Here is a 13880-nt window from a genome sequence, read left to right on the forward strand (position 1 = left end):
TAGGAGCGGCTTCAGCCGCGACGGGCCTTACCGAGAGCACCTGTCGCGGCTGAAGCCGCTCCTACAAAGAACAGCATCAGGATCGAAACGGCACCAGCAGCATTGGCGCATGGAGGCATCGGCGCCGCACCAGGCTTCCATGCCCGGGCAGCGCTTTTACCAATCTCCAATCCCGACTCCCCAATTCCGGCCCTCACCGCGCCGCGTTGGCGTTCATCGTCGCGTTGCGGTTGGCATCCAGGTATTGCGCCGGATCGCGCATGCCGGTGGTATGGCACTGGCCGGTGGTGTGGCCGCGGTTGACCCCGCCCGGTAGCTGCGCATTGACCTGCTCGACGGTGCCGTCCTCCGGGTCGTCCAGCACCAAGTCCGAGGCCGCGTTGCAGTAGTCGTTGGTGTACCAGTTGGTCTTGGCGAAGGAGGTGGTGTAGTAGTTGACCTGCGCCCGCGCCGAGGTCGGGATGCCGGCCAGCCAGGCCTTGGCGCCGTCGTAGCTCAGGTCGCTGTTGCTGCCGCAGCCCACGCCGAACCACGAGCCCACCGTGGCCAGGATGCCGGCCAGGTTGGTGCCCTGGTAGGGCGTGCCCACCGACTGCATGACGCGGCCGCCGCTGGCGTTGTCCAGCCCGCTCCAGTAGTAGCTGTACAGGTGCAGCGCGGCCATGCCGCCCTGGCTGTGCGCCACCGTACCGAACGAATTCCATTGACTGCCGAACTGCGCCAGCAACTGCGCGAACTGGTCGTTGCTGCGGTTCTGGTTGACGTCCAGGAACGCGGAGGCATTGCTGAATTGCGCCACCGGCCACACCCCGCCCGAGCAGTAGCCATGCACCAGCAGCAGCCGCGCACCGGTCGCCTGCGGCTGCGCATCGGTCGCCGCGCGCAGCAGCGCGGCCGGGCGCTCGCCCATGCGCATGCTGACGTCGATCGCGCCGCCGCGCGCCACGCTGCTGCGGCGCGGCGCCGGCAGGGTCAGCGCCAGCGTGTCGCGCGTGGCCAGCGGCACGAAATGGTCCGGGTCCTCGATGCGCAGGTTGCGCAGCGTGAATGGCGCGCGCGCGCCGGCGCGGACGATCCAGCGTTCGTCCACGCTCAGCGGCAGGCGCCCGTCCTGCGGCGCGAGCATGCCGCCGAGCCAGGCTACCGGCACCGCACTGCCGTCGCGGCCGGTGCCCCACAGTTCGCCCAGCACGCGGTAGTGCGCCGGCGCCTGGCCGCCGGCGCTGATCGGGATCGGCAGCATCAGGCGGGTGCCATCCTGCGCGCTCGCCGTCACCGCGTCGGCGGCGATGCGCAAGCTGGTGTCGAGCACCGGCAGCACGTGTTCGGCGGTGCGCACGAACGCCTGGCCGGCGGCGTCCTCGCCATGCACCACCACTTGCGCGAGGTAGCTGCCGGGGCCCTTCGCCGGGAAATCGCCGGCGTAGAGGCCGTCGCCGGCGGCGCCGTCGCCATGGCGGCCGTCGTCGGCCATCGGCCACTGCGTCACCGTGCCGTCGGGCGCGATCACGCGCAGCTGCGCATCGCGGATGCGCCCGGCCGTGGCGCCGAGCGCGGTGGCGCCGTGGCCGTCGATGCCGCCGAGCATCGCAGTCAGGCCGATGCGCTGGCCGCTGTGCAGTTGGCGGCGATCGCTGGGATAGGACGCCAGCTGGGTGCGCGCATCGCCTTCCATCAACAGGTAGCCGCGTTGCGCCTCGGTGCCGTCGGCGCGCAACGTCAAGGTCCAGTTGCCGTTGGCGGCAGCGTCCACGCGGTATTCGCGCGCCGGCAGTGCGGCGCCGCCGCTGCCCAGGCGGGTGGCGATGGCGTTCGGCACGATGCCGGCGGCGCTGGCGCGCGCGTTCGCCGCGCCAGGGGCATGCAACTGCGGTTGCCAGTCGTGCGCGCCGGACAGCAGCACGAAGCGCAGCTTGCCGTTCTCCACCGGCAGCGTCGCTTGCCATTGCGCAGCGGCGCCGCTGCGTGCGGATGAGAACTCCACCGGCAGCAACGCACTCTTGGACAGGATCGCCGCCTCGGCCGGTGCCGGCGCGCGCATCTGCGCGAATTCCTCCGGCGGGCCGGCCAATTGCTTGGGAACCAGATCGGCCGCCTGCGCGAGCAGCGGCGACAGCAGCAGCGTGAACAGCAGGGACAACTTCGGTAGCGTCGACATGGCTCTCTCCTTGAACGGTGCGAAGCCGGACAGTGCGCCGATCGCGATGCGACCGCACGCCTGCGCAGCGGATGCAGCGCCCCCTCGCCGCGACGTGACTGCGTTATACCCCGCCCCGATGACAGTTCCACCATGCGCTGCAGCACTGCGGCGGTTCCCGCGCCGCGGTGGTGGTGCAGGTGCCGCGGATCGGCTAGTGTCGGTGCTGGGGCGGCACTGCGGTGCCGATGGGAACGCTGGAACAGCCAGGGGGATGTCCAGATGCTGCGTGCTGCAGTGCTTTTCTCTGTTGTCTTTGCCGGGCTGGTGCCCGCGGCCGTCGTCGCGCAAGCGCCTGCGCCGATCCGCACCGGGTTCGCCTACTGCAGCGTGACCGACACCGGCACAGTGCCGGCCAAGGTCTGGGCCTCGCCAGTCGTCGAGGTGTCCTACCACGACGACGCCAGCGGCTGGCTGCGGCGCAGCAACGAACTGGCCAGCGATTTCCTGCGGCATGTTGGCAGCCTGGGCGGCGCCGGAACCAAGGACTGCGCGCTCGGCCCAGGCCGCGACGAAGCCCTGGCGCAGCGCGAGCAGCAACGCGCGCTATGGAGCAAGCGGCCGTTGCTGATCAAGGTCGGCAGCTGGCGCGAGGTGGAGTGGACGCCGCCGCCATGGGATGCCGCCGCGCAGGTGCCGACGCAGGTCACACGCTATTTCTACTGCTACCAGACCCAGGTCGACGTTCCCGATCGCAGCGACCTGGCGCGGACCGTCGCCAGCCAGATCTTCGCCATGCCGACCGACGCCGATCCGCTCGCGGTGTACGCCCAGAGCGCAGCGTACGCCGAGGAATTCAAGCAGACCGTGCGCGCGCACGGCCTGCCGGACGAAGGCACCACCTGCACCGCGTACGACACCCAGGCTGAAGCGGGCAAGGCCAGCCGCGACTACCGCAGGCTGTTCGGCGGGTTCAACACCAAGTTCACCGACGTGGCGTGGATGCCGAACGGCCGTGCACCTGCAGCGGCCGCGGCGCCGCCGGCCTCGGCGTCGGCAGCGCCGATCGCAGCCGCTGCGGCTGCGGCACCCAGAACACTCGGAGTGCGCATCGCGCCGGTCACCGCGGAACTGGTGTTGGCAACCGGGCTTCCTTCCGCGCGCGGCGCATGGATCGTGGAGGTGATCGATGGGAGCGTCGCCATGCATGCCGGGATCAAACCGATGGACGTGCTGCTGGAGATCGACGGCCGGGCGGTCGGCGCCCCTCAGGACGTCTCGGCGCTGGTGGCCGGAGTGCGCACAGGGGTTCCGGTGCCGGCGCAGGTATGGCGCGATCGCCGCATGCAGCAACTGAGTCTGTTGTTTGCAGGCGGCACTGACGCTGCGGTATCGGCGCAAGTGCCGGCGGCCGCTGCGCCAACGACGGAGTGAATTGAAGGCCAGTAGCTGCGGGTGCTTTGCCGCAGTCGGGTGTTCGTCTTAGCCGCGCGCAGTGCATCGCAGTGGGTCGGAGCAGCCTGTTCCGGCACCGGCGCATGGGCCAAGCGCTGCGCTGCGATAGCCGCGAACGGACATGCCGTGGCACCTGCCGTTGCGATGCCCGGCGTGCAGCACGCCGGGCATCGTCGGCGCATCGCCGACTTACGCCGCTTGCGCCTGCTGCGCGCGCAGCTGCCGTGCCGCGGCCACCATCGCCTCCAGCGCGCTGCGCGTTTCCGCCCAGTCGCGCGTCTTCAAGCCGCAATCCGGATTGACCCACAGTTGCTGCGGATCCAGCACCGCGCGCGCCTTGTCCAGCAACGCAACCATCTCCTGCGTGCTGGGCACGCGCGGCGAGTGGATGTCGTACACGCCCGGGCCGATCGCGTTCGGATAGCGGAAGCGCACGAACGCATCGAGCAGTTCCATCCGCGAGCGCGAGGTCTCGATCGAGATCACGTCCGCGTCCATCGCCGCCACCGCCTCGATGATGTCGTTGAACTCCGAGTAGCACATGTGGGTATGGATCTGGGTGGCGTCGCGCACCCCGGCCGCGGCGATGCGGAAGCACTGCACCGCCCAGTCCAGGTACGCCTGCCAGTCGGCGCGGCGCAGCGGCAGGCCCTCGCGGATCGCCGGCTCGTCGATCTGGATGACGCCGATGCCGGCCGCTTCCAGGTCGCGCACTTCGTCGCGCAGCGCCAGCGCGATCTGCCGGCAGGTCTGCGCGCGTTCCTGGTCGTCGCGCACGAACGACCACTGCAGCACCGTCACCGGCCCGGTCAGCATGCCCTTCATCGGCCTGTCGGTCAGCGACTGCGCGTACTGCGTCCAGCGCAGCGTCATCGGCGCGGGACGCCGCACGTCGCCGTAGATGATCGGCGGCTTCACGCAGCGCGAGCCGTAGCTCTGCACCCAGCCGTGCGTGGTGAAGGCGAAGCCGTCGAGCTGCTCGCCGAAGTATTCGACCATGTCGTTGCGCTCGAACTCGCCATGCACCAGCACGTCCAGCCCGAGCTGCTCCTGCGCGCGCACGCAGCGTTCTGTCTCTGCTGCCAGGAACGCGTCGTACTCGGCATCGCCGAGCTTGCCGGCCTTGTGCTGCGCGCGCGCCTGCCGCACCTGCGCGGTCTGCGGGAACGAGCCGATGGTGGTGGTCGGGTAGGCCGGCAGCCGCAACGCCGCCTGCTGCGCCTCGCGCCGCTGCGGATACGGCGACTGCCGGCGCCCGGCATCCTCGCTCAGCGCCGCCACCCGGCGTGCGACCTCGGGGCGATGCACGCGCGCGGACGCACGCCGCGTCTCCAGCGCCTCGCGCGCCGCGGCCAGCTCGGTCTGCGCGTGCGGCAGCTCCAGCAGCGCATCGGCCAGCGTGCGCAGTTCCTGCAGCTTCTGCTTGGCGAAGGCCAGCCATGCGTGCAGTTCGCGATCCAGGCGCTGTTCCTGCTCCAGGTCCACCGGCACGTGCAGCAGCGAGCACGACGGCGCCAGCCACAGGCGCTCGCTGCCGACATGCCCGACCGCGTAGCGCGCCAGGGTCAGCGCCGTGTCCAGCGGCGTGCGCCAGACGTTGCGGCCGTTGACCAGCCCGGCCGACAGCACGCGGTCGGCCGGCAGCGCCTGCAGCACCGCGTCCAGCTGCGCCACGCCGCGCACCAGGTCCACGTGCAGGCCGTCCACCGGCAGCGACGCGGCCAACTCCAGGTTGTCGCCCAACTCGCCGAAATACGTGGTCAGCAACAGCTTCGGCCGCGGCGCCTGGGCCAGGAACGCATAGGCGCGGCCATAGGCCTCGCGCGTGGCGAGGTCCAGGTCCAGCACCAGCGCCGGCTCGTCGATCTGAACCCAGGCGGCACCGGCCGCGTCGAGTTGCTGCAGCAGTTCGGCGTAGGCCGGCAACAGGCTGTCCAGCAGCGCCCAGCGGTCGCTGCCGTCCACGGTCTTGGACAGCAGCAGGAAGGTCACCGGCCCGATCAGCACCGGCCGCGTAGTGATGCCCAGCGCCTTGGCTTCCAGGAACTCGGCCAATGGCTTGTCGCCACGCAGGCGGAAATGCTGGCGCCGCGCCAGTTCCGGCACCAGGTAGTGGTAGTTGGTGTCGAACCACTTGGTCATTTCCAGCGCGTGCAGGTCCAGGCCGTCCTCCTGCGTGCCGCGCGCCATCGCGAAGTAGCCGGCCAGCGGATCGGCATCGGCCAGCGCGCGGTAGCGCTGCGGGATCGCATCGAACAGGAACGCGGTGTCGAGCATCGCGTCGTACAGGCTGAAGTCGTTGCTGGGCGGCAGGTCCAACCCGGCCTCGACCTGCAGCCGCCAGTGCCGCTGGCGCAACTGCCGCGCCGTGTCTTGCAGGCTTGCGCCGTTGCTGTCGCCGCGCCAGTAGCTTTCCAGCGCACGCTTGAGCTCGCGCCGCGCACCGATGCGCGGGAAGCCCAGGTTGGTCACGATCGTCATTTGCGTTTCCTCATTGCGTTCATGGGCATTGAGGAACGAAGGAACCGCGCGCCGTCCGCCCGTTCGCACGGGACGCCCGCCACGCCAGCGACCTTCGCCCCCGCGGGCGAACCGGCGCCACGCGGGCAGGCGGAAGAGCGCGGCGCGGCGCAGGGCCACGGCACGGCTTCCGGCCGCCTCCCCGCGGAGACGCCAGGTCGAATCGGAGGACGCACAGGTCCTCCGGCCGGGGCCGGTATTCGGGCTGATGGACGAGCGCACCGTGCCGGCTGCGCGCCTACTGTCCGTCGCTTCCCAGGCCGGCATGCGCCGGCCCAGTGCCATTGACGGAGGTCGTTTCCATTCACCGCTGCGGGGCAGCTCCGGAATGGGCAGGCGCTTGCGGCGCCGGCCTTCACCGGATTCCCGTTTAAATCCATCCCTTCATCCGAATGAAGCGATGGATACCTTCGGCGAGCGCACGATAGGCCGGATGCGGCGGCGGGTCAAGCGCCAAGTGAATTCGCCGACGTTGCCCGCAACGTTCACGGCGAACGTGTAAGCTATTGATCCCAAAGCCAATGATCTGGCGCTCCCGCGGCAAGCGGCAGCGCAGCACCGCCGCGCCCAATGACGCTTCCGCTCCCGACCTCCGACCTGCCCGCGCGCTACGCCGCTTCCCTGCGCCTGTCCGTCGCGCCGATGATGGACTGGACCGACCGCCTTATGTAGAAGGCTTCTTCGTTGGGCTGGCACAACAATGGCACATTGATCGCTTGATTTCGCAAGATTCGTCCCGAAGTCAGGAGAGTGATCGCGTCTCGCAAACGGTGAGACTGATATATGTGAGACTTCCTCGGCTCCGTAGGATCTCCTGCCGCCCCCTGTCTAGGAGCATTCATGGCCTACTCGCCTTCTACCGTCGCAAATTACTTCCTTGAAAAGGCCTCGCAAGAGGGACGGGCGCTTACGCCCATGCAACTCATCAAGTTGGTGTACATCGCTCATGGTTGGCACCTTGGTTACATGGGTCAACCGCTCATCAATGAGCAGGTGCAAGCTTGGAAGTACGGCCCTGTCATCAAGTCCTTGTACGATCGCGTGAGGCAATTTGGTAGTGGCGCTGTTCAGGGGCTGTTGTCCTTTAGTCCATTCCCTTGGCAGGTAGAGACCAAGGTTGACGCGACTGCAGCCAACCTCTTGGATTCTGTCTGGAAGAGCTACGCGGGATTCAGTGGTGTGCAGCTTTCCGCCATGACTCATATGGATAACACGCCTTGGTCGATCGCCTGGCATCAGCAAGGTGGTCGGAACATGAACTTCGCTCCGATCGACAACGCGTTGATCAAAGAACACTATCAGGCAAAGATCCGGGAGATGCAGGCGCAAGCAGCAAATGCTGCGAGCGTCGCATAAATGGCCGAGTCGCAGACTGAGTCTGATAAGACGTTTCCCGAGATAGCTCCGGCAGCCCGAGAGGCTGCCGACGCTACAAACGCTGGAGACCAGTCGCGTTCACCTGCGCCCTCAAAGGCGAAGAGCGAGATCTATCTCGATCAGTACGAGCTAAGTGAGGTGGCGCATCGGTCGTTCCGACGCTGGGCGTTCTTTGCCGTTGGCGGTGCGTCCTTGGCCTATCTGATCATGCTGCCGATCGCCATTTTTTGCGTTGTGGATGATCATTCGCTAGCTATCTTGGCATCTGCTCGCGACGCCGGTTGGCATGTCATCCTGCTAACAGGGCTAGTTCTAGTGATCTTGGCTGCAGTGCCGCTTTCCTTGACGCTCGCGCTGGTTCGGATGATCAGTTCAGGAAGGCAGGAAGACGACGGGAAGAATGGAAATTTCGCCATAACGACTCCACAAATTGAGCTCTTCAAAGCCTTGCTGGAGATGGTGAAAGCCGCTAAGTAGCAAGCCGCCCAAAGGCGGCTTTTTTAAGGCTCTATCCGGCCTTCTGCTTCCTCCGCTCATCCCACCAAGTAGCGACATCCCGCGTGTCGTACACGTCGCCGGTCCTGGCCGGCAACAGCCGCGCGCTGTGCTTGTTCGCCATGGTCTTCATGGCGCTACCCGGGAAGAACGCATCCCGCAAGTTCTCCCCGGTCATGGTCGGTCCGTATTTGCCGAACAGCAGCCAGAAGGTGGAGTAGTCGTTAGCGGCCATGAATCGCTTCCTCCTGTGACATGGTGCCGCGCTTAGTGGAATCCGCTATGTCGCGCCGCAACCAGCCCTTCGCTTCTGCCAACCGCTCTCGATAGACGCCGAGCCTTAGATCTAGATGGTTCGCCTTGTCGCGCTGGCCTCCCAGCAGCGTACAGAACTGAGTGCGCAGCACGATGGCCAGTTCTTGCGATTCCCGGCGGAGGCGTACTACCGCCTGCTCGATGCGCAGTGCATCTGCAGGGATGCTGGCGTCAGGCGCCAGGATCTTGGCCGTACCAGTACGCGTCTCGGTCGCGCGAACCGCTTCTACCGCCCACGACGGCGCCACTCGCACTGCGCCGCGCGCGTCCACCAGGCCGGCGGCAGCACCGATCATGCGTCGGCGCGCGATACCGCCGCGGTCCATCGAAGCCGTCTGCCTGATCGTAGCCGGGCGGCCCAGGCCTGCTAGTGCGGACACGCCGTACATGCCTGCGCCTTCCTCCAGCTCCTGCCGACGTGGCCCAAAGGCCCAACCCCACAGGCGCAGAAGGTTGTCGAATTCTTCTCGGGTCATGCTTCGGTTTCCGGCTTTGGCGCCGCGGCGCGAAGATGCGGCCAAGCCGCGACGACAGCGTTACGCATGGCGCAGCCCTGCAAGTGATTGAACTCACGCGACGCCGGATCCCGCCCATGGACCGACCGGAACCACTCAACCCGGGCTGCCTCCACGGCTCGGTCCAACACTTCACCCTCGGGAAGCCGTGGCACCTGTCGCATCGCCGCGTCGAGGCCCTTGCGCTCGACTTGATAGGCCGTCTGCCGTGCCATGGACGCAGCCTGCAGCAGCGCCTCTACGGTGGTTGACCGCTCGGCACCGCGCTGCAGGACGCGCCGGTAAGCGGCCGCCTCCGCTTCCAGCTGACGTGCGAAGGCGTACAACGCAGCGGCGCCCTCGTTCTCGACCCTGTTCATGCGGCCACCTTGGCGGACGGAAACGCGTCCTCGAAATCGTCAACTGCAGCCCCGACGACAGCGACCGGAAATGACGCCTGCTTGTCTCGCGGCAGTAGCGTGCGCGGCTTGTGTTCCGGGCTCGCCAGGTAGTGCGTTGTGCCCGGGTCGTACCACAGGCCAAATCGGCCTTCCTTGCCGTTGAATCGCTGCTTGTGGCAGATCAGCAGGGCGTCGTGCTGCCCTTCCCACTTCGCATCAAGAGGCGCCCCGGTTGTGTTGGCAATTGCAATCGCCTGCTCCTTGGGTTTGTTACGCCAGATCTCCAAAACGGTGTCCACCATGTCGGTGATGCCGCCTGAACCTTTGACGCCCATCTTGCCGACCGGCTTAGATTCGTCGTCGCCCTTACGCATATGGACCACGATTGCGACGTGCGTCTGCTCGTCCCGGGCAAAGTCGCTCAGCGCCTCAACGAATTGCTTCTGCCCCGAGTAATCATCGTCGGCGAATCCACATTTCGTCAGGTTATCCAACAGGAACAACTCGATGCCATAGCGCCGGCGGGCATACCGGAAGACCTCAAGGATGCGTTTCGCCTTAGCTGCACCCTGCACGTCGAAGGCCATCACATGCCCAGCCAGCACCCGCGTAACGTGCCGGGCATAGGCTTCGGACGGATTGGCAGTCCCCGCCACCTGGCGATTCATCCGCATCATCCAAAGGCCGCGGCGGAATTCCATGCTCGCCACACAGCAGCGAACGCCGCAAGCCGCAAGCGAACCGGTGACGAACGAGGTCACCGCAGACTTGCCGTGTCCATTGATGCCACCCCACAGCGAGGTCTCGCCCGGACGTAGACGGATTTCGTCGTGGGTCTTCTTCCAGGGAAGCACCATTCCGCAATCTTGGCGGTGGTACTCGGCCCAGATCTCATCTTCAAACTCGCCGATGTCGCGAAGCTCTACGGGGTCCATCGTGCGAGCGCTACGCAGCGCGTTGTACATCGCCTCTTGATGGACGCCTGCGATCAGGCACGCGTTCGCGTCCTTGTGCGGCAACCGGACCACGTGCACGCGCTCACGACCCAGGCGCTCCACCAAGTCGATCACTGCCTCACGCCCCGGGCCGTCGTCGTCCATGCTCAGGTTGATGCGGTCGTACACCGCCAGCCTGTCGAACTCGGTTTCCACCCAAGTGTGCTTGCCGCCTTTTCCCGCACCCATTGGCACCGACAGCGCCGGGACGCCGTAGGTGTGCCAAGCGAGCGCATCTAGCTCGCCCTCCGCGATCAGAACCTCGCGCACGTTCGGATCAATCGCCTGCCAGCCGAATAGGCTTGGCTCGCAATCTGCCTCTTGGCGGAACTCCTTTGGCAGCTTCCGATACTTGACCGCGATCAGCTGGCCGTCGCGCAGGTATGGGAACACGATCCAGCCATCCCGGCTGACGACCTTGTAGGCGTCCAGCGTGGCGGGCGCGATCCTGCGCTCGTCAGTGAGCCAGCTGCGCAGCGGGTCCGGCAGCGGCCGCATACCATCCTTGCTCGGCCGGCTGTAGCGCTTCGGTAGCGGCTGCAGCTGCTTGTGCTCGCGGATGCCCAGATAGTCCATGGCCTGCTCGCATGCCTCACGCAGCGATACACCCCGCGCTGCGGCCCACAAGCCGATCAAATCGCCCGACTCGCCGGTTGCGAAGTCCGACCACACCCCGGCCTTGTCGCCACGCAACACCACGCCCAGGCTGTCGCCAGACTGGCCGTCCACAGATCCGGCCTTCCACTCGCTACCTGATCGCTTGCCCTGCGGCAGGAGCATGCGCACCACTGCCTCGGCCTGCGTCCCCAAAAGACGCGATAGCTCGGTTGCGCGCATCAGCGCACCCCCTGCATGAAGTCAGGCAGGCCAGCAGCGCCGCCATCGCCCCCGTCGCGCCATTGATCCTCCCAACGCCGCCCGTTGAGGTACGTTGCAGGCAGCGGGATGTACTTGCGCTCCTTCGCCCATTGGGGATCGGCGGCTGCACGAGTCTTCACCTCCGCGATGATCCGTTCGGCCTGCGCCTCGCAGTTGTTCTTGCGCCAAGCCTTCGCCGCATCAGGCCTTGCCTCATGTCGTGGGTAGGCTTGGTAGAACTCTGCGAACTTGGCTGTCTCCAACTCAGCGACCTTGCGAGCGGGCTTGGCTGCCTTGCCCGCTTCGCTGCGAAGCAGATCCCCATCCTCACCCCCGCTAGGGGGTAAGGGGGTGCTTTTAGCTTCTGGATTAAAGGACGGATTGGGTGACACTGTGTCACCCCGTTCGTGCACCAGTGTCACCCCGTTCACGCCACGGGATGCCGCTGTGTCACCCCGTTCGATAGCCAGGTCATAGCAAACAGGGCGGCGATCGGCGCGGTCGATGTAGGCCGCAGGAATCGCCTGGTTGCCGCGGCGGATCAGGCCCATGGACTCAAGCTGGTCCAGTTGCCTGTGCACGGTGCGCTTGGCCAGTCCCGTGTCGGTGGCCAGGGTGCCGGTCGATGGGAACGCTGCGCGGCCATCAGGGCCGGCGTAGTTGGCCAGGCACAGCAGGACGTGGCGCGCGCTGGGCTCGGTGACGTGCTGCTGCTCCAAGGCCCAAGTCATGGCTTGAACGCTCATAGCGCCTCCAAACGCAGCGCCCGGAAGAGGCTGCTGACGACCCAACCCGGGAGCAGGTGCCTGCAGCGGGCGCCGATCAGCAGCGCCTTGATCCGCCGGCGCAAGATCGGAGAGGGGCTGATGGTGGGATCCCACGCCGGAGGCGAGGTTTCCGTATTGCCCTCGAAGGCCTCGCGCATCAGGGTCGCGAACCATTCCAGATGGCGCGGGGTCACCCAGGACTTAGCCGCCAGCAGGGCGATCCACTCCAGCGCATCGTCACGGCTATGACAGTAGAAGTCGAAGGCAAACCCAGGCCTCTCCCTGTCGATGAGCACTACGCCCACGCGACCATCTGCCAGGTGTTCGTCGATTCGCGCTAGGGGCAGGACAGCATCCCGCTGCAGGCTGGCTTGCGCGCGCGACATCTGATGCTCCGGCTCACCCTCCTGCTCGCCGTACCGGTGTCCGGCAACCGGCATGGGCGCGCGACCACTCATGCGGCAGATTCCAACTGGGAGGCGATGAGCGATTCAAGCTCACTCGCCGGAATCATGGTGCGCCGCCCGAGTTTGACGGTGCGGAGGCGCTTGAGCTTGATCTGCTCATAGAGCCAGGTGCGGCCCATACCACCCAGCGCGGCGCAGGCGCCGTTGATGGAATAAAGCCTCGGAGCGTTCGCCTGATCCGGCGAAGGGGTCAATGAACTGCTTTGCATGAACTTCGGCCTCATAGAGACCGGCGCCTGCATGTGCACTAAAGCAGCTAATGCCTTATGCCAAGCGCCAGCCGTTCTCTTCCTATGGAACCAGGCCTATCAGATACCTGCGGGTCTTTTACCCAGCAGGCCGGCTCTAGATTCCGCGTCAGTGTGAGCGAACACGGTGGTGTACGACACTGAGCGCATTTGGCCTTAAGGCTAAAGCTGAAAACACGCCAGCTATTAGCTGGCAAAGCTGCTTCTTGCACCCCGGACAAAGCAACGCGCAAGGTTCCCCATATCTATGCCGTCACATTCTGCGCCTAGTGGACCAGTTTTGTGGCGGGTTCGTGGTGACGCCAGCACTTTTCCACTCCTTGACCCACTTTTCAATGCTTCGAGGGGAGTCAGGGGGGTTCTTTACACCGTCGAACAGTAGGAAGTTGAAGATCGCCGTAACCTTGTTTGCGCGAAATTGCCTTTGAAAAATTGACCACAACTCAAAGGCCAACGCGCGCTCGCGAACGGTTCCATCCAACTTGCGAATCGGAGACCTTACGTCTGATGAGATGATCTTCTCAATAGCATCTATGCGAGACCGACTCGGGCTTCTGACCGACCATTGCAGCCCACACAGATCCCAAAGTCTTTCATCACCCAACGTCTTTATCGCATCACGCAGAGCGACAGCCGCGGCCTTTCGCTCCGCCGCCTTTACGTAGTGCCTCTTGTATGCGTCTGTATAAAAATACCCAAGAAAAGCAGATGCGACGCCCCTTGATGTGTCGAATGGATTGAATGCCAGAAAAGCATTGATTCGATAATTAAATCTCCTTTGAATTTCATTCTCAGTATTCGCCAGAGCGATCTTCTCTTCTATTTCCCCAGGCGTCAGTTCCCGATATACAACACCTTCGTCGGCATCGATGTAGAGTGGAATTCGCCCCTTATAATCATCTGGTGTTCTTTTTCTGGATGCCGCGCGGTACATCGCGTGCGTATAGTCTTCCGGGTTATATTCATGCAGGCCAGGGTTGTCATGCTTCTTGCCGAAAAGCGAAGCCCAAGCTCTTGCGCTTGCTGAGGAGCTTTTTTCCAGCCAAATAGAGGCGGGATGCAGGTCAACTTCAAAGGAGAAGTCCTTATATCCATCCCGATAGGATCGAATGGCGGTAGTAGCTAAATCGAGATTGAAGTCCTGATCTCGGCGATAGCCCGTGATCAGAAAGCCAGGAGTCTGCGTTTTATAAATAAAATCCTCAAAATCGCTTTGCGAAGGTATTTCCATTGAACGCCTCGTAACTTGGTGTCGCTTTGTTAAATGAGTCGCGATCGTCAGTACTGTACAAGACGTAGATACCGCTAGCCATCGCTGCGTGAAAGCTGCTCGTCAGGCCGATCCGCACAG

At 65.1% G+C, this 13880-nt stretch carries 13 protein-coding genes and 1 riboswitch; of the genes, 3 read left to right on the forward strand and 10 right to left on the reverse strand.

Translation table 11 applies throughout. From position 1 onward, the window contains the following. Positions 1 to 193: 193 nt before the first annotated feature. Entirely contained in the window at positions 194 to 2158 is a 1965-nt protein-coding gene (locus VDQ83_RS12105; RefSeq protein WP_455435116.1) for a choice-of-anchor X domain-containing protein, read from the reverse strand. A 132-nt stretch (positions 2159 to 2290) separates the two neighbouring features. On the opposite strand from VDQ83_RS12105, the gene VDQ83_RS12110 reads away from it, so the two are divergent. Then, complete coding sequence (locus VDQ83_RS12110; RefSeq protein ID WP_455435117.1) at positions 2291 to 3571, forward strand: PDZ domain-containing protein; 1281 nt, start codon at positions 2291 to 2293, stop codon at positions 3569 to 3571. Between the two features lie 210 nt (positions 3572 to 3781). Here VDQ83_RS12110 and metE read toward each other — a convergent pair whose 3' ends face one another. Next, a complete protein-coding gene (gene metE / locus VDQ83_RS12115; protein ID WP_455435118.1) occupies positions 3782 to 6073 on the reverse strand; it encodes a 5-methyltetrahydropteroyltriglutamate--homocysteine S-methyltransferase in 2292 nt (763 codons plus the stop codon). 213 nt (positions 6074 to 6286) lie between these two features. Further along, positions 6287 to 6540: riboswitch (cobalamin riboswitch) on the reverse strand. A 412-nt stretch (positions 6541 to 6952) separates the two neighbouring features. Here metE and VDQ83_RS12120 point away from each other — a divergent pair. Then, a complete protein-coding gene (locus VDQ83_RS12120) occupies positions 6953 to 7468 on the forward strand; it encodes a Panacea domain-containing protein (RefSeq protein ID WP_455435119.1) in 516 nt (171 codons plus the stop codon). Then, a complete protein-coding gene (locus tag VDQ83_RS12125; RefSeq protein WP_455435120.1) occupies positions 7469 to 7966 on the forward strand; it encodes a hypothetical protein in 498 nt (165 codons plus the stop codon). A 31-nt stretch (positions 7967 to 7997) separates the two neighbouring features. On the opposite strand, the gene VDQ83_RS12130 is transcribed toward VDQ83_RS12125, so the two are convergent. The 8 genes from VDQ83_RS12130 to VDQ83_RS12165 all read right to left on the reverse strand — a co-directional run bounded on the left by VDQ83_RS12130 (position 7998) and on the right by VDQ83_RS12165 (position 13760). Then, entirely contained in the window at positions 7998 to 8219 is a 222-nt protein-coding gene (locus VDQ83_RS12130; RefSeq protein WP_455435121.1) for a hypothetical protein, read from the reverse strand. After that, positions 8209 to 8775, reverse strand: a complete 567-nt coding sequence (locus tag VDQ83_RS12135) for a hypothetical protein (protein WP_455435122.1) — start codon at positions 8773 to 8775, stop codon at positions 8209 to 8211. The genes VDQ83_RS12130 and VDQ83_RS12135 overlap by 11 nt, the downstream gene beginning before the upstream one ends. Next, positions 8772 to 9173 (reverse strand): hypothetical protein, encoded by a 402-nt coding sequence (locus VDQ83_RS12140; RefSeq protein WP_455435123.1) that lies wholly within the window; start codon positions 9171 to 9173, stop codon positions 8772 to 8774. Before VDQ83_RS12140 ends, VDQ83_RS12135 begins: the two co-directional genes overlap by 4 nt. Further along, the gene (locus VDQ83_RS12145; protein WP_455435124.1) at positions 9170 to 11026 is read right to left on the reverse strand and encodes a toprim domain-containing protein; all 1857 of its coding nucleotides are present in this window, start codon (positions 11024 to 11026) and stop codon (positions 9170 to 9172) included. The genes VDQ83_RS12140 and VDQ83_RS12145 overlap by 4 nt, the downstream gene beginning before the upstream one ends. Then, positions 11026 to 11793 (reverse strand): helix-turn-helix domain-containing protein, encoded by a 768-nt coding sequence (locus tag VDQ83_RS12150; protein WP_455435125.1) that lies wholly within the window; start codon positions 11791 to 11793, stop codon positions 11026 to 11028. Before VDQ83_RS12150 ends, VDQ83_RS12145 begins: the two co-directional genes overlap by 1 nt. After that, the gene (locus VDQ83_RS12155) at positions 11790 to 12272 is read right to left on the reverse strand and encodes a hypothetical protein (RefSeq protein WP_455435126.1); all 483 of its coding nucleotides are present in this window, start codon (positions 12270 to 12272) and stop codon (positions 11790 to 11792) included. Before VDQ83_RS12155 ends, VDQ83_RS12150 begins: the two co-directional genes overlap by 4 nt. Continuing rightward, positions 12269 to 12505, reverse strand: coding sequence for a helix-turn-helix domain-containing protein (locus VDQ83_RS12160; protein ID WP_455435127.1), 237 nt, complete (start codon positions 12503 to 12505; stop codon positions 12269 to 12271). Before VDQ83_RS12160 ends, VDQ83_RS12155 begins: the two co-directional genes overlap by 4 nt. A gap of 277 nt (positions 12506 to 12782) precedes the next feature. After that, a complete protein-coding gene (locus VDQ83_RS12165; protein WP_455435128.1) occupies positions 12783 to 13760 on the reverse strand; it encodes a hypothetical protein in 978 nt (325 codons plus the stop codon). Positions 13761 to 13880 lie beyond the last annotated feature (120 nt).

This window comes from Xanthomonas sp. WHRI 7945 (genome assembly GCF_035026585.1).

Excerpts from the sequence above, each read along its gene's own strand:
- VDQ83_RS12105 (WP_455435116.1), bottom strand. The coding sequence starts at position 2,158 with ATGTCGACGCTACCGAAGTTGTCCCTGCTGTTCACGCTGCTGCTGTCG.
- VDQ83_RS12110 (WP_455435117.1), top strand. The coding sequence starts at position 2,291 with ATGCGCTGCAGCACTGCGGCGGTTCCCGCGCCGCGGTGGTGGTGCAGG.
- metE (WP_455435118.1), bottom strand. The coding sequence starts at position 6,073 with ATGACGATCGTGACCAACCTGGGCTTCCCGCGCATCGGTGCGCGGCGC.
- VDQ83_RS12120 (WP_455435119.1), top strand. The coding sequence starts at position 6,953 with ATGGCCTACTCGCCTTCTACCGTCGCAAATTACTTCCTTGAAAAGGCC.
- VDQ83_RS12125 (WP_455435120.1), top strand. The coding sequence starts at position 7,469 with ATGGCCGAGTCGCAGACTGAGTCTGATAAGACGTTTCCCGAGATAGCT.
- VDQ83_RS12130 (WP_455435121.1), bottom strand. The coding sequence starts at position 8,219 with ATGGCCGCTAACGACTACTCCACCTTCTGGCTGCTGTTCGGCAAATAC.
- VDQ83_RS12135 (WP_455435122.1), bottom strand. The coding sequence starts at position 8,775 with ATGACCCGAGAAGAATTCGACAACCTTCTGCGCCTGTGGGGTTGGGCC.
- VDQ83_RS12140 (WP_455435123.1), bottom strand. The coding sequence starts at position 9,173 with ATGAACAGGGTCGAGAACGAGGGCGCCGCTGCGTTGTACGCCTTCGCA.
- VDQ83_RS12145 (WP_455435124.1), bottom strand. The coding sequence starts at position 11,026 with ATGCGCGCAACCGAGCTATCGCGTCTTTTGGGGACGCAGGCCGAGGCA.
- VDQ83_RS12150 (WP_455435125.1), bottom strand. The coding sequence starts at position 11,793 with ATGAGCGTTCAAGCCATGACTTGGGCCTTGGAGCAGCAGCACGTCACC.
- VDQ83_RS12155 (WP_455435126.1), bottom strand. The coding sequence starts at position 12,272 with ATGAGTGGTCGCGCGCCCATGCCGGTTGCCGGACACCGGTACGGCGAG.
- VDQ83_RS12160 (WP_455435127.1), bottom strand. The coding sequence starts at position 12,505 with ATGAGGCCGAAGTTCATGCAAAGCAGTTCATTGACCCCTTCGCCGGAT.
- VDQ83_RS12165 (WP_455435128.1), bottom strand. The coding sequence starts at position 13,760 with ATGGAAATACCTTCGCAAAGCGATTTTGAGGATTTTATTTATAAAACG.